This is a genomic window from Ruegeria sp. HKCCD3925, assembly GCF_057221175.1.
Genome location: NZ_JBWVBI010000001.1, coordinates 138,191 through 163,527 on the forward strand (window position 1 = coordinate 138,191; position 25,337 = coordinate 163,527).

The following is a 25,337-nucleotide window of genomic DNA, read 5'->3' on the forward strand; positions in this document are numbered from 1 at the left end:
CACGTTCTCTCCCCCGAGCCTGCCGTTATTTTCGCGCGACCATAATGCAATTGCCCGGCGGGGAAAACTGCTATCTGGTCAATGGTGGCTGCGCGGGCTAGGTCTTGGGCAACGCATTTTTCAGGAGAATGATATGAGCAGCCTTGTGCCCGTCCGATTCACCCCCTTTGACCTTGATGCGATAGCGCAAACCGAAGGGCGCGTGGCCATTCTCATTCCCGCCGATGGCAAGATGAGCCCCGCCGCGCGTCGAGCCAATCGCCTAACCAAAGGCGCGGTTGCGCGGCTGGTCGAAAGCGAGCGGTTCAGCAAGGTCAAGTCGGGTAATGTTATTTCGCTGGCCTGGCCTGCCGGAATGGTGGCCGAGGCGCTGGATATTCTGGTGTTGCCGCGTCGCCCCGACTCTGACGAGGCACGCAAGGCCGGGGCCAATCTCGCGAAAGCTGTAGCGGGCAAACCCGTGCTGGTCATGGCCGCCAATCACGCGCGTATCGAAGAGGTAGCCTTGGGCATGGTACTGCGTGCCTACGATTTCGATGTCCACAAATCCAAGGACTCAGACCCGGCGGGTGAGATCACCATCGGTCACTCCAAGCCGGAGGAGGCCGAAGCTGACTTTGCGCCGCTCTATGCCGTCGCAGACGGTGTGCGCATGACACGAGATCTGACAAATGAACCCGCGAATGTGCTGACGACAACTGAGTTCACGGACAGATTGGTCGAGATGGAATCGCTGGGCCTGAAGGTCGAGGTTCTGGAAGAGGACAAGCTGGCCGAACTGGGCATGCGTACGCTGCTGAGCGTCGGGCAGGGCTCGGTCAGCCCCTCGAAAGTTGTGGTGATGCAATGGGACGGCGGCGACAAGGATGACGCGCCGCTGGCCTTGGTCGGCAAGGGCGTCGTGTTCGATACCGGCGGTATCTCGCTGAAGCCGGCCGGAGGCATGGAAGACATGACCATGGACATGGGCGGCGCGGGTGTTGTTGCCGGAACCATGCGAGCGTTGGCCAAGCGCAACGCCAAAGCCAATGTCGTGGGGCTGGTCGGGTTGGTCGAAAACATGCCCTCGGGCAATGCGACCCGTCCGGGCGATGTGGTCACTTCGATGAAAGGCGACACTGTCGAGATCATCAACACCGATGCCGAGGGTCGTTTGGTTCTGTGTGACGTCATGTGGTACGCGCAGGATCGGTTCCAGCCGGTGGGCATGATCGATCTGGCCACTCTGACGGGCGCGGTCATCATTGGTCTTGGGCATGAGAATGCCGGTGTGTTTTCAAACAATGACACCTTCTGCGACGCCTTCCTGAAGTCGGCAAAGGCCGAGGACGAGGGCGCATGGCGGCTGCCCTTGGGGGAAGGCTACGACAAACAACTTAAATCGCGCATTGCGGATATGAAGAACGTGGGCGGGCGGCCCGCAGGTTCGATCACCGCAGCGCAGTTCCTGCAGCGTTTCGTCAAGGAAGAGACGCCGTGGATTCACTTGGATATCGCAGGTGTGGCCTCTGTCTCTTCCGAGACCTCTTATGCGCCGAAAGGGGCCACGGGCTGGGGCGTCCGCGCGCTAAGCCGGTTCGTGCAGGACAATTTCGAGTAAGCGCATGGGTGCCGTCTATTTCTACCACCTGACCCGTCAGCCGTTGGAGCACACATTGCCTGTGCTGCTCGACAAGGCACGGCAGGCCGGATGGCGGATTGCCGTGCGGGGTGTCGACCCTGCGCGGATGGACTGGCTGGATGAGAAGTTGTGGCTGGGACCTGAGGACGGGTTCCTGCCGCATGGCCGCGAAGGTGGCCCGCACGACGCGTCACAGCCCGTTCTGCTGACGACCGGCCAAGGGGCAGCAAATGGCGCGACCTGTGTAATGGCTGTCGATGGGGCAACGGTTGAGGCGGAGGAAGTTTCGACCATGGAGCGTGTCTGCATTCTGTTCGACGGGAATGATCCGGAGGCGGTTCAACATGCGCGCGGGCAGTGGAAGGCTCTGACCGGGGCGGGGTGTTCGGCACAGTATTGGTCCGAGGAATCCGGACGATGGGAGAAAAAGGCCGAGGCTTGATCGGCCACAAATATATTTTAGGAGATTTCAAATGGATATGAAGCCTTTGGGCCGCACCGGGATCATGGTGTCGGATTTATGTCTTGGGACAATGACCTTTGGTACTCAGACCTCGGAAACTGAGGCGCACCGCCAGATGGACATGGCGCTTGCGGGTGGGATCAACTTTGTCGACGCGGCTGAGATGTATCCGGTGAACCCGATCTCGGCAGAGACGGTCGGGCGGACCGAGGAAATAATTGGCAATTGGAATGCCGCCAATCGTTCGCGTCGAGGGGACTATGTGCTGGCCACGAAACACTCTGGTGAAGGGTTCGTGCATGCGCGCAATGGCGCCCCAATCTCGAAAGAGACCATACCTGAGGCGATAGAGGGTTCACTGCGTCGTCTACAGACTGATTGCATAGATCTCTATCAGTTCCACTGGCCAAATCGTGGCAGTTACATGTTCCGACAGAACTGGGACTATGCGCCCTCGGGTCACAACCGTGACGAGATTATGGACGAGATGCGCGAAAGCCTGATCGCTCTGCAGGCGCAGGTGGACAAGGGCAATATCCGCGCCTTTGGTCTGTCGAATGAAAGCGCTTGGGGTACCGCTCAGTGGTTGCGGGCGTCGGATGAGGTTAGTGGACCTCGGGTCGCGTCGATCCAGAACGAATATTCTTTGCTCTGCCGGTTATTCGATACCGACCTGGCTGAATTGTGTCTTCTGGAAGATGTCGGGCTACTATCATTCTCACCGTTGGCGGCAGGTTTCCTGACTGGGAAATATCAAGGGGGTGCTGTTCCAGAAGGATCACGCATGGCGCTGGTGCCGAATATGGGCGGGCGTAAAACAGATCGCGTTTTTGATGCCGTGGCTGCTTATCTGGATGTCGCCGCGCGGCATGGGCTGGACCCGATCCACATGTCACTGGCGTGGTGTTGCAGCCGTCCTTTCATGGCCTCAACCATCTTTGGCGCGACAAATGTAGCGCAGCTAGAACATATTCTGGCGGGTAAGGATTTGAAGCTGTCGTCCGAAGTGATGGCCGAGATCAGTGCGGCGCACCGGGCGTTTCCGATGCCATATTGAAGGGATGGGGGCTCTGCCCCCGTCGCCTTTGGCGACTCCCCCGAGGTATTTTAGGCCAGATGAAGTTGGATCGCGTCAGTGATGGGTGGGTAGCGTACGGTCTTGCCTGAGGTCGCGAGCCGTGAGGCCGTGGGCGGTTCGGAACGCGCGCGCGAAGCTGGATTGCGAGGCGAAGCCGGTGGCCAGCGCCACGTCCATCAGCGGCAGGTCGGTATCGGTAACCAGACGGCGGGCCTCGGCCAGTCTGAGTTGCAGGTAGTGATCCTGTGGAGTTGTATTCAGGCGCAGGCGGAACTGCTGCTGCAGGGTGCGCGTACTAGTGCCGAGTCTATCGGCGATGTGCGCAAGGGACAGGGGGTCGTCCAGTGAGGATTCCATCAATGAGTTGGCTTTGGCTGTGAGCGCGGTGTGACGGTGCGGCGCACCGGTGCGGCTTTGTGGTTTTGAGGGCTGAGACGCACCTTCATAGAGGAATAGCCCGGACACGCGGGCGGCAAAGCCCGCGCCATGACGTGCAGCAATAATATGGAGCATCATATCGATCGCCGGGACGGCGCCGCCGGAGGTTAGGCGTGTATCGGAGACGGTAAATCGGTCAGGGCGCACATCGACATTGGGAAAGCGCGCAGCGAAGTTCTCCAAATCCTCCCAATGGGTCGTCGCCGCGTGACCGTCGAGCAATCCAGCCTCAGCCAGTAACCAGGGGCCGCCATCTATCCCGGCGATTGTTGCACCGGTGGCCGCGATCCTGCGGAGCCCGGCGAGCAGGCTTGGCGTCGCATGACGGGCCAATTGGAATCCGGCAACTACGATCAACAGATCGCAGCCCTGCAACCGGGCCAGGGGAATGCCCTGCACATTCAGAGCGCTGGTCAGCAACGCGGGTTCTGCGGTTGCCGTGACGTAGTCCCAATCAAAAGCGGGCCGATCCGCTAGTCGGTTGGCAGCACGCATCGGATCGACGGCGGCCGCGAAGCTGAGTGTGTTGCATTCGTCCAGCACCAGCACCGCCGTTTTCAGGGCGCGATGCTCGGGCTGCAGTATGTTTTTTGCGGATTTCATCAAGTCTGATTCGCATTTTGCTAAGTGGTTCCCTCAAGGCTGCGTCAGAGTTGGCGTTGACGCAAATCGGAATCCGGGGAGAAGCCTGGGGAAAACCCACGGTAAAACCGGGTATAAGCTGGGGATAACGCCATGCCTTTGGAAATGAACCGCGAAGTCTTTATCACCTGTGCCGTCACCGGCTCGGGCGGGACACAGGATCGCAGCCCACATGTGCCGCGTTCGCCGAAGCAGATTGCCGATAGTGCAATTGCTGCAGCGAAAGCCGGTGCGGCCGTGGTGCACTGCCATGTGCGCGACCCCGAGACCGGTGCGCCTTCACGCGATCTGGCGCTGTACCGTGAAGTCACGGACCGCATTCGCGATGCCGAAGTAGACGCGGTTCTGAACCTGACGGCGGGCATGGGCGGAGACATGGTGTTCGGCGGGATCGAAAATCCGCTGCCTTTGGCAGAGGCCGGAACAGATTTGGTCGGCGCGACTGAACGTGTTGCACATGTAGCGGAGTGCTTGCCTGAAATCTGTACTCTGGATTGTGGCACGATGAACTTTGCCGAGGCCGACTATGTGATGACCAATACGCCCGGCGCCTTGCGGGCGATGGGGCAGATGATGACCGATCTGGGTGTGAAGCCCGAGATCGAGGCCTTCGACACCGGCCATCTGTGGTTCGCCAAGCAGCTGGTGAAAGAGGGTGTTCTGGAACCGAACGCTCTGGTCCAGCTATGTATGGGGGTGCCGTGGGGGGCTCCGGATGATCTCAACACCTTTATGGCGATGGTGAACAATGTGCCGGATGACTGGACGTTCAGCGCGTTTTCGCTGGGGCGCAATGAGATGGCGTATGTCGCGGCCTCGGTTCTGGCGGGCGGCAATGTGCGCGTCGGGCTGGAGGACAACCTGTGGCTGGAAAAGGGTGTTCTGGCCGAAAACTGGCAGTTGGTCGAGCGTGCAGGCAGCATCATCGAAAACATGGGCGCGCGGGTGATCGGGCCGCAGGAAGTACGTGAAAAGTTGGGGCTTACTAAGCGGGCTCCGGTTGCGAAGTAGTCGCGGATTGGGGGCCAGCCCCCAAACCCCCGAGATATTTTTGGCCAAATGAAGAGGCGGATCGTGGGCAAAGAACAGCAAGCAAAAACAGCAGCAATCATCGGAGGCGGTGTGATTGGTGGCGGGTGGGCTGCCCGGTTCCTGCTGAACGGATGGGATGTTCGGGTATACGATCCCGACCCTGAAGCCGAGAGGAAGATCGGTGAGGTGTTAGATAACGCGCGCCGTTCTTTGCCGGGGTTGAGCGATGTACCTCTGCCGCCCGAAGGGACGCTGAGCTTTCATGACGATCTCGGTGAGGCAGTTCAGGGTGCGATCTGGATTCAGGAGAGCGTACCGGAAAGGCTCGATCTGAAGCTGAAGGTTTACAAGAGCTTGCAGGGGGCTTGTGATCCAGATGCAATCATCGGGTCCTCGACCAGCGGGTTCAAGCCCTCGGAGTTACAAGAAGGCGCGATGCGACCCGAGCAGATCGTGGTGACCCACCCGTTCAACCCGGTCTACCTGTTACCACTGATCGAACTGGTTCCGACCGACAAGAATTCACCTGACTTGATCGCGCGGGCCAAAGATCTTTTGACCTCAGTGGGGTTCTTCCCGCTGCACATCAGGAAGGAAATCGACGCGCATATTGCTGACCGGTTCCTCGAGGCGGTGTGGCGCGAGGCGCTTTGGCTGGTGAAAGACGGCATCGCAACGACCGAAGAGATCGATGAATCCATCCGCATGGGTTTTGGTATCCGTTGGGCCCAGATGGGACTGTTCGAAACCTATCGCGTGGCCGGTGGAGAGGCCGGGATGCGGCATTTCATGGCTCAGTTCGGCCCAGCGCTGAAATGGCCCTGGACCAAACTGATGGATGTGCCTGAGTTCACCGATGAGTTGGTCGACATGATTGCAGATCAGTCGGATGCACAGTCTGGCAAGCACTCGATCCGCGAGTTGGAGCGTATCCGGGACAACAACCTCGTTGGTATGATGCGGGCGCTGAAGGCCCAGAACTATGGTGCAGGGGCGGTATTGAACCAGCATGATGCGGCCTTGAAGCCAGGAGCGCTGCCGACGCTGGACGAGGCGGATCTGAGCCAGCCGATCCTCACGCTGTCGCGCGCCGTTCCGCTGGATTGGACCGACTACAATGGCCACATGAATGAAGCTAAATATCTGGAGGCCTTTGCAGCGGCCACGGATCGTTTCATGGAAATCATTGGCTGCGATATGGAGTATATCGCGACAGGCGGCAGCTATTTCACTGCCGAAAATCACATCCGTTACATGCAGGAGACCCATGCGGGGTCGCGGATCGAATGCCGTACGCAGATGCTATTAGGGCAGGGCAAGAAGCTGCATGTCTTCCACAGCATGTACGAGGGTAAAACGCTGCTGGCCACCGGCGAAAGCTTTCTTCTGCATGTCAGCCTTGAGACCCGACGCCCCAGCCCACCTTCACCCGAGATCGAGGCCGCGATGGCACGGGTTGCCGAGGCGCAGGCCGCGTTGCCTTATCCCGAAGGCGCGGGCGCGGCGATCCGCAAGCCCGCATGAGCAGCCGGGTCTTGATTACCGCAGGCGCCTCTGGCGTCGGCAGGGCCACGGCTGAAGCGTTTGATGCTGCCGGGGCTCAGGTCTGGGTTGCGGATGTTGATGCGGATGCGTTGGCGGATTGCCCGGCGCATTGGAAGCAAAGCCAGCTTGATGTGTCTGATGAGGATGCTGTCGCGGCTGCGTTTGCCGACCTAGAGACCGAATGGGGCGGGCTTGATGTGCTCTGTGCGAATGCGGGGATAGCGGGTCCCACCGCAGCAGTTGAGGACGTTTCCCTGACGGATTGGAGGTCATGCCTTTCCATCAATCTAGAGGGGTCATTTTTGTGCTCTAAATACGCTGCACCTCTGATGAAACAGCAACGCAGCGGCGCGATCTTGATCACTTCATCGACTGCAGGCCAGTACGGATACCCCAACCGCGCGCCGTACGCGGCGGCCAAGTGGGGCATGGTGGGATTAGGCAAAACGCTGGCGATGGAACTTGGGCCGCACGGAATCCGCTGCAATGTGATCTGCCCGGGTTCGGTCGAAGGTCCACGAATGGAGGGCGTGTTGCAGCGCGAGGCCGATGCCAAGGGCATGACCCGGGATCAGGTTTACGACGGCTATGCCTCGGGCACGTCCATGGGCCGCTTTGTAGAGGCGCAGGACATTGCGAACATGGCTGTATTCCTGGCTTCAGATGCAGCGAGGCTGGTGTCGGGTCAGGTAATCGCGGTGGATGGCCATACGGTCAATCCTGACCCGAAACTGTGAATCAGCCCTGATTCGGCCCCCGAATCTGGCGGATGGCGCTTCGGACGGCTTGCCAGTCCTGCGCCTCCTGCTGATTTCCGGCGGCTTCGCATTCGCGCATTTTCTGCGCAGCTTCGGCTTCGGCCCGATCGCCATGGGCCGTATAAAGGGCACGTGCGTATTCAGCGGTTTTGAGTGCGTCCATTCCCGTCATCCTCCATCTCAGATCGGAATGTCTGTAGTTTCGCGCCAAGTGACTATACTACAGCTTTGAGCCCAGGTCATGTCTGAGAGATTTCTGCCCGCAATTGCTGCAGATGGTCCGGGAAATCACGCGCGGTCATATCCGCCTCTCGAACCAGCCGGTCGAAATGGAGCGTAAAGACCTCAATCCGGTCGCGGTCTCGGAAAGCCATGTAGTGGCTTCCGGCATAGAACACGCAAAGAAGTGGGCCGAATATCGTGACGGGGGCAGAGTAAAGACGTTTTGCATCAAATAGATAGATGCGCAGACGTGGATAAAGCTGCTCGCACACCGACAGCAGGTGATCGATCTGATCCAACCGGACCTGAAGCGGTAGTCCCTCGTAGTAACCGGTGGCATAGGCAAAGCTGTGAAGCTCGTACAACGGCATGGCAATCTCATAATCGGACTGGGCGCTGCGCATCCATGCCAGCCGGTCTGCCGAGGCGCCAATGGCTTGATCTGCAGTACGGCCGAGATGCGGAGCGTATTCCCATTCAAGCACGGCGCGGGTCTTGAGCATGTCGGGCAGGGTAGCCGGAACGTAGCGTATCTTGTAGCCGGCGGCCTCTTGATGCCATTCAAAAATGCGCTCATCAACCAATGCCCGGGCGGCCTCGGTTAGGGTGAGGGAACTGGCCAATAGTTCTGCCGCGCTTTCGGGTCGGTTGGAAAGCCCAAGAAGCCAATCGGCGGAAACCCCAAGCGCCGAGGCACAGCTGCCGACGACATGAGCATTCGGAAGGCGTGCCCCCGCCCCGGTCAGCAATTGCGAAACGGTCGATCGGTCAACCCCGATGCTGCGTGCCAGGGCGCTTTGGCTGACGTTGCGCTCTTGCATCGCTCGGGCCAGGCGCTGGCGAAAATGCAGGGCGCGATCCCGTTTGTCGATTTTATCAATCATGTGATGATTAATATCACCTTTGGTGAGAATTGTTAATCATATTCAGAATTCACGACCCTTGGCTCTGTCTGTAACGCTGGTGTTACAAAAATAAGAATGGGGTCTGGAATGGAAACGCGACGCAGGTCGGTCGTGAAGGCGCTGGTGTGGAATGCGATGGGGCTGGCGATGATGACGCTGGTTGGTTTGATCGCCACGGGTTCAGCAGCACTTGGAGGGATGGTTGCTTTGGTAAATACAGCCATTGGCTTGACCATGTATGTAATTTACGAGCGTATCTGGGCCGGAATCACGTGGGGCCGCAATGGCTGAGCCGGTCACACCCAAATCACCTGAATGGGCGACATTTGCCCTGATCATCGCGTGCTATTTAGCCTGGATTGGTGCGATTTTCTGGCTGGCAGGCATATCCTTGTGGCTGGCGATCCCCTTCATGGGGCTGGTAGCCGCCCTGCATTCCTCGCTGACGCATGAGGCGCTGCACGGGCACCCCTTTCGCCAGAAATGGCTGAATGAGGCACTGATGGCGCTGCCGCTCACTTTGTTCATTCCCTACAATCGGTTTCGGGACCTGCATCTGGCGCATCACTGTGATGCGAACTTGACCGATCCCTACGATGACCCTGAGACCAACTATCTTGACCCGCAGGTCTGGGCGTCTCTGTCCGGTTGGCAGAGGCGGATGTATCAGGTGAACAATACTCTGCTGGGGCGGATGGTTCTGGGGCCTGCAATTGGACAGGTTGCGTTCTTGCGCGATGAACAGCGGGGTGCACAGCGCGGGGATCGCGCGGTTCTGTTGGCATGGGCGCTGCATATGCCCGGCGTTGTCGCGACTCTTTGGATCGTCGCGCTTTCGCAAATGCCGATCTGGGCCTTCGCCCTTTCAGCATATATCGGGTTGGGTTTGGTCAAGATCCGCACATTCCTGGAACACCGCGCGCATGAGAAATCGCGCGCGCGCACAGTGATCGTAGAAGACCGTGGCATCCTTGCATTTCTGTTTTTGAACAATAACTTGCACGTCGTTCATCATATGAACCCATCAGCACCTTGGTACCGATTGCCTGCACTCTACCGCACGGGCAAGGAAAGGTACCTGGCCTGTAACGAGGCTTATGTCTACCGTTCGTACGGGCAGATATTCCGAGAGTATTTCTGGCGCGCCAAAGATCCGGTGGCGCATCCGCTCTGGCCAAAGCCTTGATTTAACGACAGAAGGGAAGCCATGAGTTTATGGATTCCCGTCACCATCGCGGCCGCATCGTTCCAGACGGTGCGGTTCATGCTTCAGAAATCCCTGAGCAGCGTGAAGCTTTCGGCTGCAGGGGCGACATTTGCACGATTCGCCTATTCCATGCCATTGGCCTTGCTGGGGCTTTTCATTGCTTTGGGCGCGACGGGGTACGAACTGCCAGCGCTGACGGCGAAGTTCTGGATATTTGCTGTCATCGGCGGGACCACACAGATATTGGCCACGATCTGCGTTGTGGCATTGTTCAAGCAGCGCAACTTTGCGGTAGGGATTACGTTTAAGAAAACTGAGGTGATTCAAACCGCTATTGTGGGGTTCCTTGTCCTCGGCGATCAGGTCTCTACCGGGGCGCTGGGGGCAATTCTGCTTGGGTTGCTGGCCGTCCTGTTGTTGTCAAAAACGCCCGGAGGCAGCGGCGCTTGGTGGCAACATCTGACAAACAAAGCCTCGCGTCTTGGACTGGGGTCAGGCGTGTTATTCGCATTCTCCTCGGTCAGCTATCGCGGCGCCTCTTTGCAATTGGGCGACATCGATGCGTGGTTCCGGGCACTTGTGACACTGGCCGTCGTGGTAACGTTTCAGTTTCTCAGCATGTGGCTGTGGCTGCTTTGGCGAGACAGGGCCGAGCTGCGCGCCGTGTGGGAGACTCGCCGGACCGGTGTTTTTGTCGGCCTGACCAGCCTCTGTGGTTCGTTTTGCTGGTTCTTCGCCTTCACGTTGCAGAACGCAGCCTATGTAAAGGCCTTGGGTCAGATCGAACTGATCCTCAGCCTGTTCGCATCGCTGCTGTTTTTCCGTGAAACCATCACCCGTCGCGAGATCGCCGGGATGACGTTGCTTGGCTTGTCGATACTGGCGCTTGTGCTGACAATCTAGCCAGCGCGACGCTCATCAAAGCTGAGAGCGATAAAGCTGGGGAGGTGATCCCCCATGCCTACAACTGCTGGCCCGCCATCGTCGCGACGCCCACGACCACGGGTTTTGGGCTCTCGCTCTTTGCGGCTCTCGCTCTTTTTGTTGTCCGACGCTTTGGCCTTCTTCTCTGGCTTTGGCGCCTCGGGCTTGGGCTCATCGGTCTTGACCGGATTGTCGATGCGCGGAATGTCCTTCTGGATCAGGCTCTCGATCGCGGCCAGCGCCTTTTCATCGCGGCCCGAGCAGATCGTGATTGCCTTGCCTTCGCGCCCGGCACGGCCCGTGCGGCCGATGCGGTGGACATAATCTTCGGCATGGCCGGGAACATCGAAGTTGAACACGTGGCTGACCGAGGGGATATCCAGACCCCGCGCAGCAACGTCCGAAGCCACCAGCAGCCGCAGTGATCCATCGCGGAATCCGTCCAGTGTTTTCATCCGCTGCGACTGATCCAGATCGCCATGGATCGCGGCGGCGTTATAGCCGTATTTCTTCAGCGACTTGGCGCAGATATCTACATCGGTCTTGCGGTTGCAGAAGATGATCGCGTTGGTGCATTTGTCGCCCTCGGCATCGATCAATGCGCGCAGGGTTTTGCGTTTCTGGCTGGCCTCGCGATCCCGGCGACCACCTTTGAACATCACCACGCCTTGTTCGATAGTTTCCGAAGCGGTGGCCTGACGCGCAACTTCGACCCGGGTGGGGGCCGACAGGAAAGTATCGGTGATCCGTTCGATCTCGGGCGCCATGGTGGCTGAGAAGAACAGCGTCTGGCGGGTGAATGGCGTCAGCGAGAAGATGCGCTCGATATCAGGAATGAAGCCCATGTCGAGCATCCGGTCAGCTTCGTCCACCACCATGATCTGAACGCCTGTCAGAAGCAGCTTCCCGCGTTCGAAATGATCCAGCAGACGGCCCGGAGTGGCAATCAGCACGTCAACACCGCGGTCAATCAGAGCATCCTGTTCCTTGAAGGAAACGCCACCGATCAACAGTGCTTTGGTCAGCTTGAGGTGCTTGGCGTAGGTATCGAAATTCTCGGCCACCTGCGCTGCCAGTTCCCGCGTCGGGCACAAGACCAGCGAGCGTGGCATACGTGCGCGGGCGCGCCCACGGGCCAGCAATGTGATCATCGGCAGGGTGAAGCTGGCGGTTTTGCCGGTGCCGGTTTGGGCGATCCCCAGAACATCGCGCCCTTCCAGCGCGGCTGGAATTGCGCCTTCCTGGATCGGGGTCGGAGTTTCGTATCCGGCTTCCTCAATCGCTTTGAGGACCTTCGGGTTCAGGTTCAGTTCGTTAAACTTTGTCATGTATGTCCGGTTCAAGCGGACACTAGACCTGGCCCGCGCGTCTGAAAATGCCGGGCCCGGATGGCCATGCGCCCCATGCGCGTTTCGGCTGTGGCGCGGGCATAACAAAAACGTGGGGCAGGGTCAAATGAAGTCGGTTTAATCCGTGGCAAATCTGCCGGTAACAAGGATTTCCGCAACAATTCAGATGGTTCCGGGAAAGTGTTTCGCGACTTTTTGGTCCAGATCAAGCGGCCGGTGACGGATCAATTCGTTATCCTCAAGCCGTTCCAGCACTTCCGGGTCAGCAGCGCTGATTTCATCGTAAAATTCCCGCAGGCCACCGAGCCCGTATTCGGTTTCCAGAAGGGTGATCAATTCGTACCTGTCTAGCGCACCGATCTTTCGCGGCCGATCCGGGCTGGCCTGGTACGAGCCGCGTTCGAGGCGGAAACGATAATGCGCCAGCCAATGCTCCCAATCCGGGGCGTGGCGATGACACAGATCGATCTGAGGAAGCTCGGTTCTGACTGGCAGAAACTCACCGTGCTGATAGAGGTTGTGGATACGGTCGCTCAGTTTTTTCAAACCGCCGCGTACGAACAGTTTGCCCTGAATGTGGCTCATGAAACCGGCCAGAACGTAAGTGCCGAAATTGGGATAGAGCGCTTCGACCAGCGCTTGTCGATTCTGACCTTCGGGAATGAACGCTTTGTAGAGGTCCTGGCCACCCGCCAGCGCCTCAATCGGGCGGACGCGCACGGCGGGGATGTCATTGGGAATGTCGCGCAGCAGGTCTGGGATCGGGGACATTGGCCACAAAAACTCATCGACATCGATATGTGCGACCCAGTCCAGATCAGTCCTGTTGTAGATCAAATTCGCGTTCGAGGATTGTCGAACCTGATGTTTGTCCGGCCTCTCACGCCTGCGACGCTTCCAGAACGCCGCATCGCAGGTACGCACCCGGATCCGGGGATGCTCGCGCAGGGCTGAGATGTCCCCCTGGACCGGCTCGTCTAGAAAGATGTGAATCCGGTCCGCGCCGATATCGAGGTGGTGGGCGGCAAAGCGTAAAATATCCTCACGCGGGGCGCGGATCGTGGACACAATCCCCCATGTGGTCACTTCTGGATTGCCCGCAGAGTCCGTCAGGTCATCATTTCCTTCGTCGCGGTCAGGCTCAGCTCGGGATAATCGCGGACGACCCGGTCGATGTCCCATTGCAGCCGCGTTAGATAGACGATATCTCCATCGTGATCATGGGCAATATGCTGCTTGTTGGCGTTGACGAATTTGTCGATCTCAACCTTGTTGCCACTGACCCAACGGGCCGAGGTGAACTGAGACGCCTCAAACCGCACAGGCAGGCCGTATTCCATCTCAATCCGGCTGGCGAGCACCTCGAATTGCAGCGCACCGACGACTCCGACGATGAAGCCCGACCCAATCGAAGGTTTGAATACCTTCGCGGCACCTTCCTCGGCAAACTGCATCAGCGCTTTTTCCAGATGTTTGGCTTTCATCGGATCGCCTGCACGCACGGTTTGCAGCAGTTCCGGCGCGAAGGACGGGATGCCGGTCACCCGGATCGCCTCACCTTCGGTCAGCGTGTCGCCGATGCGCAGCTGACCGTGGTTGGGAATGCCGATGATGTCTCCGGCCCAGGCTTCCTCGGCCAGTTCCCGGTCAGAGGCGAGGAACAGCACGGGGTTCGATATTGCCATCGGTTTCTTCGATCGCACATGCGTTAGCTTCATGCCACGTTTGAAATGGCCCGAGGCCATGCGGACAAAGGCCACCCGGTCGCGGTGTTTGGGGTCCATATTGGCCTGCACCTTGAACACGAAACCGGCGACCTTCTTTTCATCGGGCGCGATCTGACGGGGCTCAGCCGACTGAACCTGCGGCTGCGGACCATAGGCGCCGATACCCTCCATCAGTTCCTTGACGCCAAACGAGTTGATGGCCGAACCAAACCAGATCGGCGTCATGTGCCCCTCAAGCACCGCCTGAGGGTCGAGCTTGGGCAGCAATTCGCGCGCCATCTCAACCTCTTCCAGCAGCTTGTCGAGCAATTCAGCGGGCACATGCTCGGCCAGCTTAGGGTCATCCAGACCATTGATTTGGATGCTTTCGGCCACCTTGTTGCGGTCGGCGCGGTCCATCAGCTCAAGCCGGTCGCGCAGCATGTCGTAGCAGCCGATGAAATCGCGACCCACACCGATAGGCCACGCGGCTGGCGTGACGTCGATCGCCAGCATTTCCTGAATTTCGTCGATGATCTCGAACGTATCCCGGCTTTCGCGGTCCATCTTGTTACAGAAGGTCAGGATCGGCAGATCGCGCAGGCGGCAGACCTCGAACAGTTTCTGCGTCTGGCTTTCCACACCTTTCGCACCGTCAATGACCATGACGGCGGCGTCTACGGCTGTCAGGGTGCGATAGGTGTCTTCGGAGAAATCCGAGTGGCCGGGTGTGTCCACAAGATTGAACCGGAAGTTCCCATAGTCGAACGACATGGCCGAGGCTGAGACCGAGATACCGCGATCTTTCTCCATCTGCATAAAGTCCGACCGCGTCCGCCGTGCCTCACCCTTGGCGCGTACCTGTCCAGCCATCTGGATCGCGCCGCCGTACAGCAGAAACTTTTCCGTCAGCGTCGTCTTGCCCGCATCCGGGTGCGAGATGATAGCGAATGTCCGGCGACGAGCGATCTCGGGCGGCAGGGTGGGTTGGTTCGAAGTATCAAGCATAAGCGCGCGTATAGGCGGGGAATCCAACTGAGGCAAGACAAAGGGGGTGGTTCGAATCATGTGGCTGTGGCAATAAGAACATATAGTGAACAAAATATGGAGTGGACCAATGAATTTGAAAGAAATCGCAGACGAACTGGTTGCTGGATGCCGCGAGAACCGGGCCAAGGAGAACCTCGAGAAGCTTTATGCCTCGGATGCTGTTTCTGTTGAGGGACAGGATTTTGCGGGCATGGGGCGCGAGACGCACGGATTGGAAGCTATTCGTGGCAAGCACGAATGGTGGGAAGGCGCTCATGAAGTATCGGGCGCGTCCGTCAGTGGCCCGTACCCGCATGGTGACGACCGCTTTGCCGTGATCTTTGAAGTGCAGGGCAAGGTGAAAGAAACCGGTGAAAGCTTTGATATGCGTGAGGTCGGTGTTTATCACGTCGCCGATGGCAAGATCGTGCGTGAAGAGTTCTTTTATTAATCCGCAAGATCCCATTCTGGCCTTCTTTGCCGGGCCGATGTTAGATGTGTGCCGAAGATAGGGAGGGTCAGAATGGACTTGGGAATTCGCGGAAAACGCGCGCTGGTTTGTGCCAGCAGCAAAGGCTTGGGATTGGGCTGTGCCGAGGCGTTGGCCGAAGCCGGCGTCGATCTTGTGATGAACGCGCGCGGAGCCGAAACGTTGGAGGCCGAAGCCACGCGTTTGCGATCATCATATGGCATTGCCGTGCAGACATTGGCTTGTGATGTTACCACACCAGAGGGTCAGGCCGAGGTGATAAGTGCCGCGCAGGGTGCTGATATCCTTGTCACAAACGCGGGTGGCCCTCCGCCCGGCATGTGGTCAGACTGGGAGCGTGATGATTTCATCAAAGCGCTGGATGCCAATATGCTGACACCCATAGCTTTCATGAAGGCTCTGCTGCCGGGCATGATGGATAAGGGCTGGGGTCGCGTGGTGAATATCACCTCGCAGTCGGTACGCGCGCCGATTGCGGTGCTGGGCCTGTCAAATGCGGCGCGAACTGGATTAACCGGCTATGTTGCGGGCACATCGCGCCAGGTGGCACCACATGGCGTGACGATCAATAATCTGCTGCCAGGTATCCACGCCACCGACCGCGCGAACGCGCTGGATGGCGGGGTGTCAGAGCAGAAAGGTATTTCGATGGCCGAGGCACGGGCTGAACGCGCTGCAACCATCCCAGCGAGACGCTATGGCACGAGGGAAGAGTTTGGGGCGACCTGCGCGTTTCTATGCTCGCAACACGCCGGGTTCATTGTCGGGCAGAACATTTTGCTGGACGGTGGTGGCACCAATCTGACGATGTAGGTATGGCACAGAACTTTTCTCTGAAAGATCAGTTGTTCAACGCGGAAAAGGTGAGCTTTCTTGCGGGCTTGTTCGCCAATGCTGTTTCCGATTTCAAAAAAGAAGCATTCGCGGCGAAAGTGATGTCGCGTTTGCCCGAGCTTGAACTGAAAGAGCGTATGGCGTGGATTGCAGAGTGTCTGCAAGAATCGGTGCCTGGCGATTTGCCGGCAGTGGCACCGATCATTCTGCGGGCGCTGCCGCCTCCGCTGGACCCCGCCAAAAGTGATGATGACTTCGGAGACTTTATCTTTGCGCCCTTGGGCGATTGGGTTTGTGCAATCGGCCTGGATCATCCCGCTTTGGCGCTGGATGTATTCGAAGAGCTGACCCAGAGATTTTCGATGGAATGGGCGATCCGCCCGTTCCTTAATCACCACTCCGAACTGGTCATGGCGCGGATGCAGGGCTGGTGCACCCATCCCAGCTATCACGTGCGTCGTCTGGTCAGCGAGGGCACGCGGCCGCGTTTACCGTGGGGGCAGGCCGTTGGCTTGGCAATGTCAGACCCATTGCCGTTATTGGACCGGTTGCACGGGGATCGGACGCGCTATGTGACGCGCTCGGTCGCCAATCATCTGAATGATATCACCAAGAAAGACCCCGATCTGGTGCTGGAACGTCTGCGGGATTGGGGCAAGGCAGCGCGGCAGGACAAGGACGAACTGAACTGGATGACATCTCATGCATTACGAGGCCTTGTGAAATCTGGGCATCCCAAGGCGATGAAGGTGCTTGGATACGATCCCGATGCAGATATTGCGGTTGAGATTCAGGTAAACGGTCCGGCCCGGATTGGTGAAGCGCTGGAGTTTGAAACCCGCCTAAGCGGCGCAGAAGATCAGCCAGTCTTGGTCGACTATATCGTTCATTTCCAACGGCCTGGCGGAAAGATCTCACCCAAGGTTCACAAGTTGAAACAGGCCGAGCTTACAGGTGGTCAGTTGACACTTAGAAAGCGGCACAAGCTGAAGGGCAATGCAACAACATTCAAGTTGGTTCCTGGGCCGCATCGGTTGGAGATTCAAGTGAACGGCCGCGTGCACGCAGGCGTCGATTTCGACCTGCTCGCCTGAGCCCAGTCACGGTTTCGTCAGATCGGGCGCTGGTGGATTGCGTGGTGTGGATTGCTGCACTAGCTGCAAAAGACCAGTGACAAAAGGATTGCCCCGATGAAGCACGAGGCTGTGCAGAACTACTATGGTGAGGTGTTGCAAGGCAGCGCGGATTTGCAAACAAATGCCTGCTGTACTCCGGATGATATGCCGGATCACTTCAAGAAAATTCTGTCGCAAATTCATGATGATGTGCTGACACGTTACTATGGATGCGGGCTGATTGCTCCGTTGGATCTGGAGGGAATGCGTATCCTGGATCTGGGCTGTGGTGCGGGGCGCGATGTGTATGCTTTATCCGCGATGGTCGGTGAAAAGGGCCGTGTCGTCGGCGTTGACATGACGCCTGAGCAGCTCGACGTGGCGCGTGCGCATAAGGACTATCACGCGATGGCATTCGGACATTCGGCCAGCAATGTCGAGTTTCACCACGGCTATATCGAAAAGCTGGATGAGCTGGACCTCGAACCGGGATCGTTCGATATCATCGTCTCAAACTGCGTGATCAATCTGGCGACCGACAAGGCTGCTGTGCTGCGCGGTGCGCATCGGCTGCTGAAAGAGGGTGGCGAGATGTATTTCTCGGACGTCTATGCCGACCGCCGGGTGCCCAAGGCGATGGCCGAGGATGAGATCCTGTATGGCGAATGCCTGTCGGGTGCGCTCTATTGGAACGATTTTCTGTCGATGTCGCGTGCGGTCGGGTTCAGCGATCCCCGTCGGGTGACGCATCGTCCTTTGACGATCGAAAACCCAATTCTTGAAGAACGGGTCGCACCGCTGAGCTTTATCTCGGCCACCTACCGTCTGTTCAAGCTGCCGGAGTTGGAACCTGCGTGCGAGGATTACGGTCAGGCTGTGATCTACAAGGGCACAGTGCCGCATGCGCCGCATGAATTTGTTCTGGATGACCACCATACGATCGAGGCCGGCAAAGTATTCCCGGTCTGTGGCAACACGTGGATGATGCTGCAAGACACCCGTTTTGCACGACATTTCGAGTTTATCGGCGATTTCTCGACCCATTACGGGATTTTCGAAGGCTGCGGCGGGGATAGCCCGTTTGTTGTACAGGGCGAAGCTGCCTCGACCGGGTGCTGCTGATCCCTTGCGCCTGATGGGCGGGGTTGTTATCCCCGCCTAAGCCCGATGGAATTGATCGGGAAAGGCAATGGGGTCCATCGGTGACAGTGACGACAACTCCTCCTCGATTGGAAATCCGCAATCTGATTGCGCGCTTTGGCGGGCGGACGGTCGTGGATGATGTATCGTTGACCGTACACGCGGGGCAGGTGACTTGCCTGCTGGGGCCTTCGGGCTGCGGAAAGTCGACCACATTGCGGATGATCGCGGGGGTCGAAATGCAGACCTCGGGCGAGATTTATGTAGATGGCAAGCTGATCTGTGACACGGTGTTCCGAGTACCGCCCGAACGGCGCGAGATTGGGCTGATGTTTCAGGATTTTGCGCTGTTTCCGCATCTCAGCGTGGCGGATAACGTCGCGTTCGGCCTGAAAGGCAGCAAAGAGCAGAAACGCGCGCGGGTCGAGGAACTGCTGACCAAGGTCGATCTGATGCGGTTCATCGATGGATTTCCGCATCAGTTATCTGGGGGTGAGCAGCAGCGGGTTGCTCTGGCGCGTGCGTTGGCCCCACGTCCGCGGATCATGCTGATGGATGAGCCGTTCTCGGGCCTCGATAACCGTCTGCGCGACGGCATTCGGGACGAAACGCTCGCAGTCCTCAAAGAAGAGGACGCTGCTGTTCTATTGGTCACGCATGAGCCGGACGAGGCGATGCGAATGGCTGATGAAATCGCGCTGATGCGGCGCGGCAAGATTGTGCAGCAGGGGGCGCCATACAATGTCTATACCCGGCCAGCAGACAAGGCAGCAGTTTCGTTTTTTAGTGATATCAACGTGTTGAAGGCCCAAGTTAATGGGGCGTTGGCGCATACTCCGTTTGGCCGTTTTCTTGCGCCCGGTGTGCCGGACGCGACCGATGTTGAAATCGTGTTTCGACCCCAGCACGTCAAGCTGGACTTCGACCGCAATGGCAAAGGGCCTGCGCCGACGCCGACAGACGGCATTGCCGCCCGAGGCGTGGTTGAGCGTGCTCGGTTTTTGGGAAATGAAAGCCTTGTCGAGTTTCGCATGGACTATGATGGCTCGATCCTGAAGGCGACGGTCCCGAACGTCTTTGTGCCCAAAGAGGGCCGTGTCATGTGGCTGACCATTCGCCGCGACCGGTGTTTTGTATTCCCGGCCTGACGCTCAAATCCTGCATTTTCATCCAAGTGGTGCGTGAAAGCCTCAGATTGCGCATGTGCATTGCTTGTCGCAGCGCTGAGGCGGGTCTATCAAGGGCAAAACGAGGGGTGGACCGGGCATGCGAATTCTTCTGACCAATGATGACGGCATCAATGCGCCGGGACTGATTGTACTTGAAGCGATCGCGGCTGAACTGGCCGGTCCCGATGGCGAGGTCTGGGTCGTCGCGCCTGCCTTTGAACAGTCGGGCGTGGGCCATTGCATCAGCTATACCCACCCGATGATGGTCGCCAAACTGGGCGAGCGTCGCTATGCCGCCGAAGGGTCTCCGGCGGATTGCGTGTTAGCCGGTTTGCACGACGTTATGAGGGACGCCCCGCCCGATCTGGTGTTGTCAGGGGTGAACCGGGGCAACAACTCGGCTGAAAACACGCTGTATTCGGGTACAATCGGCGGCGCGATGGAGGCGGCGTTGCAAGGTGTGCCCGCGATTGCCTTGTCTCAGTATTTCGGGCCGCGCAATCTGGGGCTGGACGATCCGTTTGAGGCGGCTGCCAAATTTGGGGCCGATCTGGTGCGCCGCATTCTTGAAGCGACACCCGAGCAGCAGGGCGACTATCGACTGTTCTATAATGTGAATTTTCCTCCGGTTCCCGCAGATGAGGTGCTGGGTACGCGCGTGGCCCCGCAGGGGTACCGGCGCGATACACATTTCTCGGTCGAGCCGCACAGCTCGCCCTCGGGTCGCCGGTTCCTTTGGATCAAGGGCGGGTATCAGCATAACCCGACCGCTCCGGGCACGGATGCGGCGGTCAATCTGGAAGGGTATATCTCGGTCACTCCGATGCGCGCTGATCTGACAGCATATGACACGCTCGAGGCGCTAAAGGTCATCGAATGACTGGGCCAAGCGCAGAAACCATAATGCAGTTCCTGTTCGCCCTGCGCTCGCGCGGGGTAACGGATGCACGTGTGCTGGCGGCGATGGAGCAGGTTGACCGGGGGAAGTTTGTCAAAGGCCTGTTCGCGGACCGGGCCTATGAGGACACTCCACTGCCTATTGCCTGTGGCCAGACCATCAGCCAGCCTTCGGTTGTGGGGCTGATGACGCAGGCGCTGCAGGTGCGCCCACGTGATACGGTTCTGGAGGTCGGCACCGGCTCGGGCTATCAGGCGGCGATCCTATCCAAGCTGGCGCGCCGGGTCTACACGGTTGAGCGGCACAAGAGGCTGGTGCGCGAAACGGGAGAACTGTTCCGTGAGCTGGGGCTGACGAATGTGACCGCGATGCTGTCGGATGGATCATTTGGACTGTCCGAGCAGGCCCCGTTCGACCGTATCATTGTGACCGCTGCTGCCGAAGATCCTCCGGGGCCGCTCTTGGCGCAGTTGAAAATCGGCGGTATCATGGTGTTACCCGTGGGCCAGTCGGACGCGGTGCAGACCCTAATCCGGGTCACGCGCACAGAAACCGGTCTGGACTATGACGAATTGTTGCCGGTCCGTTTTGTGCCCTTGCTTGAGGGGCTGGGAAAAGACGGAGCGTGAAGGTATATTAGAGGCGCCAGAACCCCGGAGAACAGGGGCAGGTGTTGAGGACAGTAAAATGAGAGCAGTTTCCAAATCAGCAATGCGCCGCTATGCGACAGGTGTTGCCGCGCTGGCAATTCTGGCCGGGTGTGAAGGGCCATATGACTATGACCTGCGCGGCAATGTCGGCGGGTTCTCCACTGCAGATGCCGCCCTTGCAGCGACCGCCAACCGCCCGACGCCGGATGCGCGTGGCGTGATCACCTATCCGAACTATCAGGTCGCGGTAGCCCGCCGTGGGGATACAGTTGGCGATGTCGCCACCCGGATCGGCATGCCGGTGGCCGAATTGGCGCGGTTTAACGGATTGCAGCCAAATGACAGCCTGCGTGACGGTGAAGTTCTGGCCTTGCCGCGCTCGGTCGGTGGGACGAGCAATGTTGATATTGCGACCATTGCCGGAACCGCGATTGACGAGGCACCGGACACAGGATCTGTAGAGACATCGACATTGGAGCCCGCGCAACCTGCTGCGGCTCCGGCACCGGTTGCTACGGGGCCTGAGCCGATCCGGCACAAGGTCAAGCGGGGTGAGACAGCCTATACAATTTCGCGGCTCTATCAGGTGCCTGTGGAGTCTCTGGCAGAATGGAACGGTTTGGGACCAGACTTTATGGTGCGCGAAGACCAGTACCTGTTGATCCCGGTCAAGAATCAACCAGCACCTCGGGCAGCAGCGCCGGCCGCCACGGCAACTGCGGTAACCCAACCGGGCGAAGGCTCACCAACTCCTACGCCGCCGAGCGCGACGCAGCCATTGCCGGATGAGAAAGTTGCCGCGGCAACGCCTGCGCCGGATATCACAGCCGAGGCCCCGACCAATTCGGGAAGCTCGGCGCTGGCAAGCCCGGTGAGCGGCACCATCATTCGGACCTACAAGAAGGGTAAGAATGAGGGGATAGATATCGCCGCAGCGCCAGGCGCGTCGGTCAGTGCGGCCGAGGCAGGCACGGTCGCCGCGATCACCGCGGATGCGGATCAGGTTCCGATCATCGTTGTGAAACACAACAATGACTTGCTGACTGTTTATGCCAATGTCGACAATATCACCATCAAGAAAGGTGATCGGGTGCGACGGGGACAGAAGATCGCCTCGCTGCGCGGGGGCGACAATGCATATGTGCACTTCGAAGTGCGCAAAGGGTTCGAGTCGGTTGATCCCGAGCCTTACCTGAAGTGACCGAAATGGCCCGTTCCGGGCCATGCCTCCGGCGGAGGTATTTGGGGCCAGTTGAAGGACGGATCACGCATTGGGATCGTAGTCGCTGAGCCGTTTACCCGGTTCGTCAGTAAAGAGTTCCGGCAGAGGCGTGACGTTTTCTATCAGGTCGATGCGGAAGACCCGGAAGTCGTCGCGCAGTTCGCACCAGGCGGTCAGTGTCCAGACACGGCCCCAGTATTCCATATGTAGCGGTCGTATAGTGCGTTCGGTCAGCGCGCCGTCAATGCGACGGTAGCTGAGCTGCAATTTCTGGCGCGATTTGATCGCGGCGCGGATCGGGGCCATATGTGCCATTCCGCGTACGACATCAGCGAAGGGATAGACCGCGAATTTCCAGCTGTCGGCCTCGGCAATGACCTGCGTGGGCAAGACGGCGTCGATTTTCTCGGCCAGAGATTCCGCGGCGGATTTAAGATCGGGATCGGCGGCCTCGGCAACGATCGCCATGCCGAGGTTCAGAGCCTCAAGCTCGGCGGGTGTCAGGTTTAGCGGGGGCAGCGTGATCTGTTCACGCACCATGTAACCTACGCCGCGTTCGCCTTCTACAGGAACGCCCGAGGCCACCAACGTGTCCATATCGCGATAGATCGTACGGACCGACACCTCAAGTCGGTCCGCGATGTCCTGCGCGCGGTGCAAGTTACCATCGCGCAGGATCTGTATGATGTCGAACAGGCGGTCAGTGCGGCGCATGACACGCCGTCTGAGCCGCCCTTAGGCGGTCATGTTCCATAGCACGGTCTCGTGACGCATCTGGGCGCTGTCGGGGTTGATTGCCGCCATCAGAGCGGGTGCAAAATCCTGTTGCATGAATGCAGCAGCGGCATCCTTTGCGGATTTCATATCGGTCCAGACGACATAGTCGGTCCAGCGGCCATCTTCGCCATGGCTTAGCTGGCGGTGGGTAAAGCCGGGAGCCGCGCGGACGAAGGCTTCGGAGGCTTGGCTTAGCCTGACGAACTGTTCGGGCTTTGTGCCGTCGGCAAGGGTAAAGGTGACGATTTCTGCGACATGGGTCATGTGGTTCTCCGTAGACCAGGTTTCGATATCGTCCTTCTAGGTGATATCAACTGACATAAACCTGTCAGTTGAGAAATGCGAGTCCGCAAAAAACGCATGATCCGTTCAATTTTGCGCGCGGATTTGATCTGTCGCACTTTTGCTGATGCCCGTACGGGCGTAGACACGGGGCCAGACATATTCACGGCGCGCTGCGCCGACGTAGAAGGAGACAAGTCATGCTCAACAATATTGGCCTTCCGGGTATCCTGTTGATTGCTGTTGTGGTTCTCGTCCTGTTTGGACGCGGCAAGATCAGCTCGCTGATGGGTGAAGTGGGTAAAGGCATTACCTCGTTCAAAAAAGGCATCAAGGAAGGTTCGGAAGAGCTGGAACAAGACGCGTCCGAGCTGGCCAAAGACGTCACGCCTGAGACTGACAAAGACAAGGTCTGAGCCTAGATGTTTGATCTGGGCTGGACCGAGCTTCTGGTCATCGGCATCGTCGCGTTGATCGTGGTGGGGCCAAAGGACCTGCCTGTGCTGTTCCGCAATGTCGGACGGTTCGTCGGAAAGGCGCGCGGCATGGCGCGCGAATTCAGCACTGCAATGAACGAGGCTGCGGACGAAGCAGGCGTCAATGAGATCAAGAAGGGCCTGAACGCGGCGACCAACCCGGTTAGTACAGCGATGGACGGGATCAACGAAGCCGCGCGCGACGTGGCCAAATCCATCGACCCAACCAAGTTCGACCCTGACAGCGAGACCGGCAAGCTGGCCACCGAGCGAGCAGAGCAAGCCAAGAAGATCCAAGCCACAACGGCGCGCGCTGCCGCTGAACGCAAGGCCAAGGAAGCCGCGGATGCGCTGGCCAAGGCGGAAGAGGCCGAAGCAGCGCTGAAAACCGAAAGCAAGACATGACCAAGACCGACGAGATCGAGGACAGCTCGGCACCCCTGATCGAGCACCTGGCCGAGCTACGTACGCGGCTGATCCACTGCGTTGTGGCGTTTCTGATCGGTATGATCATCTGTTTCACCGTGGCCACGCCACTGTTCAATTTCCTCACGCAACCGCTATGTGAGGTGCTGACCGAGCGTGGACAGGATTGCGGGCTGATCTTCATCTCGCCGCAGGAAGGGTTCTTTGTAGCGATCAAGGTTTCGCTGCTGGGCGGGTTCATTCTGGCCTTTCCCTATATCGGGATGCAGATGTGGAGGTTCGTGGCGCCGGGCCTGTATAAATCGGAAAAGAACGCGTTTCTGCCGTTCATGCTGGCCTCTCCCTTCATGTTCCTTCTGGGCGCAAGCTTCGCTTTTTATGTGGTCACGCCACTGGCCTATGACTTCTTCCTCGGTTTCCAGCAGTTTGGAGCGGAAGGGGAAGCTGTAGCAGAAGGCGCAACCGCACCTTTGAGCGTGGTGTTTCAGGGTTCGGCGCAGGAATATCTCAACCTGACCATCAAGTTCATCGTTGCCTTTGGCCTGTGCTTTCAATTGCCCGTATTGCTGACACTGATGGGTAAGGCCGGACTTGTCAGTGCCGAAGGTCTGGGGGCAGTGCGTAAATATGCGGTGGTAGGCATTCTGGTGTTGGCTGCGATTGTCACACCGCCGGACGTGATCACCCAGATCATCCTCTTTGTCGTAGTTTACGGGCTCTATGAAATTTCAATATTCCTGGTCGCCCGTGTCGAGAAGAAGCGCGAAGAACAGTTGCGCGCCGATGGATACTACGACGATGAAGAGGCCGAAGCCGACGCAGACGTGATGCAGGATTACGAAGAGAACAAGTAACCTGTTCCAATAGCTTTAAAGGCGCGCCTAAGGTAGGCGCGCCTTTTTCAATTGCTACTCTTGTTGTGTTGATCGGAACATGGTT

At 58.5% G+C, this 25,337-nt stretch carries 28 protein-coding genes; 20 read left to right on the forward strand and 8 right to left on the reverse strand.

The genetic code is table 11. The features are described from left to right. Window positions 1-133 precede the first annotated feature (133 nt). From AC2TEM_RS00685 to AC2TEM_RS00695, 3 genes are read left to right on the forward strand one after another with little or no spacing between them, the layout of a single operon-like run. The gene (locus AC2TEM_RS00685; protein WP_170422026.1) at window positions 134-1,600 is read left to right on the forward strand and encodes a leucyl aminopeptidase; all 1,467 of its coding nucleotides are present in this window, start codon (window positions 134-136) and stop codon (window positions 1,598-1,600) included. A gap of 4 nt (window positions 1,601-1,604) precedes the next feature. Then, complete coding sequence (locus AC2TEM_RS00690) at window positions 1,605-2,063, forward strand: DNA polymerase III subunit chi (RefSeq protein ID WP_170422023.1); 459 nt, start codon at window positions 1,605-1,607, stop codon at window positions 2,061-2,063. A 31-nt stretch (window positions 2,064-2,094) separates the two neighbouring features. Next, window positions 2,095-3,141 carry an aldo/keto reductase gene (locus tag AC2TEM_RS00695; protein WP_170422019.1) on the forward strand — a complete coding sequence of 349 codons (1,047 nt, stop codon included), beginning with the start codon at window positions 2,095-2,097 and terminating at the stop codon, window positions 3,139-3,141. Between the two features lie 75 nt (window positions 3,142-3,216). Here AC2TEM_RS00695 and AC2TEM_RS00700 read toward each other — a convergent pair whose 3' ends face one another. After that, complete coding sequence (locus tag AC2TEM_RS00700; protein ID WP_170422016.1) at window positions 3,217-4,203, reverse strand: GlxA family transcriptional regulator; 987 nt, start codon at window positions 4,201-4,203, stop codon at window positions 3,217-3,219. 132 nt (window positions 4,204-4,335) lie between these two features. On the opposite strand from AC2TEM_RS00700, the gene bcoG reads away from it, so the two are divergent. The 3 genes from bcoG to AC2TEM_RS00715 all read left to right on the forward strand — a co-directional run bounded on the left by bcoG (window position 4,336) and on the right by AC2TEM_RS00715 (window position 7,556). After that, entirely contained in the window at window positions 4,336-5,253 is a 918-nt protein-coding gene (gene bcoG / locus AC2TEM_RS00705; RefSeq protein ID WP_170422013.1) for a 3-dehydrocarnitine:acetyl-CoA trimethylamine transferase BcoG, read from the forward strand. Between the two features lie 63 nt (window positions 5,254-5,316). Beyond that, entirely contained in the window at window positions 5,317-6,798 is a 1,482-nt protein-coding gene (locus AC2TEM_RS00710) for a carnitine 3-dehydrogenase (RefSeq protein ID WP_480790374.1), read from the forward strand. After that, window positions 6,795-7,556 carry an SDR family oxidoreductase gene (locus AC2TEM_RS00715; protein WP_170422007.1) on the forward strand — a complete coding sequence of 254 codons (762 nt, stop codon included), beginning with the start codon at window positions 6,795-6,797 and terminating at the stop codon, window positions 7,554-7,556. Before AC2TEM_RS00710 ends, AC2TEM_RS00715 begins: the two co-directional genes overlap by 4 nt. A gap of 1 nt (window position 7,557) precedes the next feature. Here AC2TEM_RS00715 and AC2TEM_RS00720 read toward each other — a convergent pair whose 3' ends face one another. Continuing rightward, window positions 7,558-7,740 (reverse strand): hypothetical protein, encoded by a 183-nt coding sequence (locus AC2TEM_RS00720; RefSeq protein ID WP_170396771.1) that lies wholly within the window; start codon window positions 7,738-7,740, stop codon window positions 7,558-7,560. Between the two features lie 76 nt (window positions 7,741-7,816). Further along, complete coding sequence (locus AC2TEM_RS00725; protein ID WP_170422004.1) at window positions 7,817-8,683, reverse strand: helix-turn-helix domain-containing protein; 867 nt, start codon at window positions 8,681-8,683, stop codon at window positions 7,817-7,819. A gap of 108 nt (window positions 8,684-8,791) precedes the next feature. On the opposite strand from AC2TEM_RS00725, the gene AC2TEM_RS00730 reads away from it, so the two are divergent. Genes AC2TEM_RS00730 through AC2TEM_RS00740 form a run of 3 tightly spaced genes read left to right on the forward strand, consistent with a single transcriptional unit; the run spans window position 8,792 to window position 10,814 of the window. Further along, window positions 8,792-8,995 (forward strand): DUF2061 domain-containing protein, encoded by a 204-nt coding sequence (locus AC2TEM_RS00730; RefSeq protein ID WP_170396775.1) that lies wholly within the window; start codon window positions 8,792-8,794, stop codon window positions 8,993-8,995. Further along, complete coding sequence (locus tag AC2TEM_RS00735) at window positions 8,988-9,890, forward strand: fatty acid desaturase (protein ID WP_170422001.1); 903 nt, start codon at window positions 8,988-8,990, stop codon at window positions 9,888-9,890. The genes AC2TEM_RS00730 and AC2TEM_RS00735 overlap by 8 nt, the downstream gene beginning before the upstream one ends. Window positions 9,891-9,911: 21 nt before the next feature. After that, window positions 9,912-10,814, forward strand: a complete 903-nt coding sequence (locus tag AC2TEM_RS00740; protein ID WP_170396780.1) for a DMT family transporter — start codon at window positions 9,912-9,914, stop codon at window positions 10,812-10,814. Here the strand turns inward: AC2TEM_RS00740 and AC2TEM_RS00745 are convergent. From AC2TEM_RS00745 to AC2TEM_RS00755, 3 genes are all read right to left on the reverse strand, one after another. Next, the gene (locus AC2TEM_RS00745) at window positions 10,811-12,163 is read right to left on the reverse strand and encodes a DEAD/DEAH box helicase (RefSeq protein WP_170421997.1); all 1,353 of its coding nucleotides are present in this window, start codon (window positions 12,161-12,163) and stop codon (window positions 10,811-10,813) included. The genes AC2TEM_RS00740 and AC2TEM_RS00745 overlap by 4 nt on opposite strands. A 183-nt stretch (window positions 12,164-12,346) precedes the next feature. After that, window positions 12,347-13,366, reverse strand: a complete 1,020-nt coding sequence (locus AC2TEM_RS00750) for a glycosyltransferase family 2 protein (protein ID WP_480855950.1) — start codon at window positions 13,364-13,366, stop codon at window positions 12,347-12,349. Next, window positions 13,294-14,898 (reverse strand): peptide chain release factor 3, encoded by a 1,605-nt coding sequence (locus AC2TEM_RS00755; protein ID WP_170421995.1) that lies wholly within the window; start codon window positions 14,896-14,898, stop codon window positions 13,294-13,296. The genes AC2TEM_RS00750 and AC2TEM_RS00755 overlap by 73 nt, the downstream gene beginning before the upstream one ends. Before the next feature lie 109 nt (window positions 14,899-15,007). On the opposite strand from AC2TEM_RS00755, the gene AC2TEM_RS00760 reads away from it, so the two are divergent. From AC2TEM_RS00760 to AC2TEM_RS00795, 8 genes are all read left to right on the forward strand, one after another. Further along, on the forward strand, window positions 15,008-15,370 hold the full coding sequence (locus AC2TEM_RS00760) for a SnoaL-like domain-containing protein (protein WP_170396787.1): 363 nt from the start codon (window positions 15,008-15,010) through the stop codon (window positions 15,368-15,370). Between the two features lie 72 nt (window positions 15,371-15,442). After that, a complete protein-coding gene (locus tag AC2TEM_RS00765; protein WP_170421993.1) occupies window positions 15,443-16,222 on the forward strand; it encodes an SDR family oxidoreductase in 780 nt (259 codons plus the stop codon). 2 nt (window positions 16,223-16,224) lie between these two features. Beyond that, a complete protein-coding gene (locus AC2TEM_RS00770; protein WP_170421991.1) occupies window positions 16,225-17,337 on the forward strand; it encodes a hypothetical protein in 1,113 nt (370 codons plus the stop codon). A gap of 96 nt (window positions 17,338-17,433) precedes the next feature. Further along, complete coding sequence (locus AC2TEM_RS00775; protein WP_480855951.1) at window positions 17,434-18,480, forward strand: methyltransferase domain-containing protein; 1,047 nt, start codon at window positions 17,434-17,436, stop codon at window positions 18,478-18,480. 80 nt (window positions 18,481-18,560) lie between these two features. Then, on the forward strand, window positions 18,561-19,646 hold the full coding sequence (locus AC2TEM_RS00780; protein WP_170396795.1) for an ABC transporter ATP-binding protein: 1,086 nt from the start codon (window positions 18,561-18,563) through the stop codon (window positions 19,644-19,646). 118 nt (window positions 19,647-19,764) lie between these two features. After that, window positions 19,765-20,547, forward strand: coding sequence for a 5'/3'-nucleotidase SurE (gene surE / locus AC2TEM_RS00785; protein WP_170421985.1), 783 nt, complete (start codon window positions 19,765-19,767; stop codon window positions 20,545-20,547). After that, window positions 20,544-21,194, forward strand: coding sequence for a protein-L-isoaspartate(D-aspartate) O-methyltransferase (locus AC2TEM_RS00790; RefSeq protein WP_170421982.1), 651 nt, complete (start codon window positions 20,544-20,546; stop codon window positions 21,192-21,194). The genes surE and AC2TEM_RS00790 overlap by 4 nt, the downstream gene beginning before the upstream one ends. A 58-nt stretch (window positions 21,195-21,252) precedes the next feature. Beyond that, window positions 21,253-22,416, forward strand: coding sequence for a peptidoglycan DD-metalloendopeptidase family protein (locus tag AC2TEM_RS00795; protein ID WP_170421979.1), 1,164 nt, complete (start codon window positions 21,253-21,255; stop codon window positions 22,414-22,416). 63 nt (window positions 22,417-22,479) lie between these two features. Here AC2TEM_RS00795 and AC2TEM_RS00800 read toward each other — a convergent pair whose 3' ends face one another. After that, window positions 22,480-23,151 carry a helix-turn-helix transcriptional regulator gene (locus AC2TEM_RS00800; protein ID WP_170421976.1) on the reverse strand — a complete coding sequence of 224 codons (672 nt, stop codon included), beginning with the start codon at window positions 23,149-23,151 and terminating at the stop codon, window positions 22,480-22,482. Between the two features lie 21 nt (window positions 23,152-23,172). After that, window positions 23,173-23,478, reverse strand: a complete 306-nt coding sequence (locus AC2TEM_RS00805) for a hypothetical protein (RefSeq protein WP_170406158.1) — start codon at window positions 23,476-23,478, stop codon at window positions 23,173-23,175. A gap of 218 nt (window positions 23,479-23,696) precedes the next feature. Here AC2TEM_RS00805 and AC2TEM_RS00810 point away from each other — a divergent pair, with 218 nt between their 5' ends. The 3 genes from AC2TEM_RS00810 to tatC are packed head-to-tail and all read left to right on the forward strand — an operon-like array spanning window position 23,697 to window position 25,252. Then, complete coding sequence (locus AC2TEM_RS00810) at window positions 23,697-23,912, forward strand: twin-arginine translocase TatA/TatE family subunit (RefSeq protein WP_010440381.1); 216 nt, start codon at window positions 23,697-23,699, stop codon at window positions 23,910-23,912. A gap of 6 nt (window positions 23,913-23,918) precedes the next feature. Beyond that, window positions 23,919-24,377 carry a Sec-independent protein translocase protein TatB gene (tatB, locus tag AC2TEM_RS00815; RefSeq protein WP_170396807.1) on the forward strand — a complete coding sequence of 153 codons (459 nt, stop codon included), beginning with the start codon at window positions 23,919-23,921 and terminating at the stop codon, window positions 24,375-24,377. Further along, window positions 24,374-25,252, forward strand: a complete 879-nt coding sequence (gene tatC, locus AC2TEM_RS00820; RefSeq protein WP_170396809.1) for a twin-arginine translocase subunit TatC — start codon at window positions 24,374-24,376, stop codon at window positions 25,250-25,252. The genes tatB and tatC overlap by 4 nt, the downstream gene beginning before the upstream one ends. Window positions 25,253-25,337 lie beyond the last annotated feature (85 nt).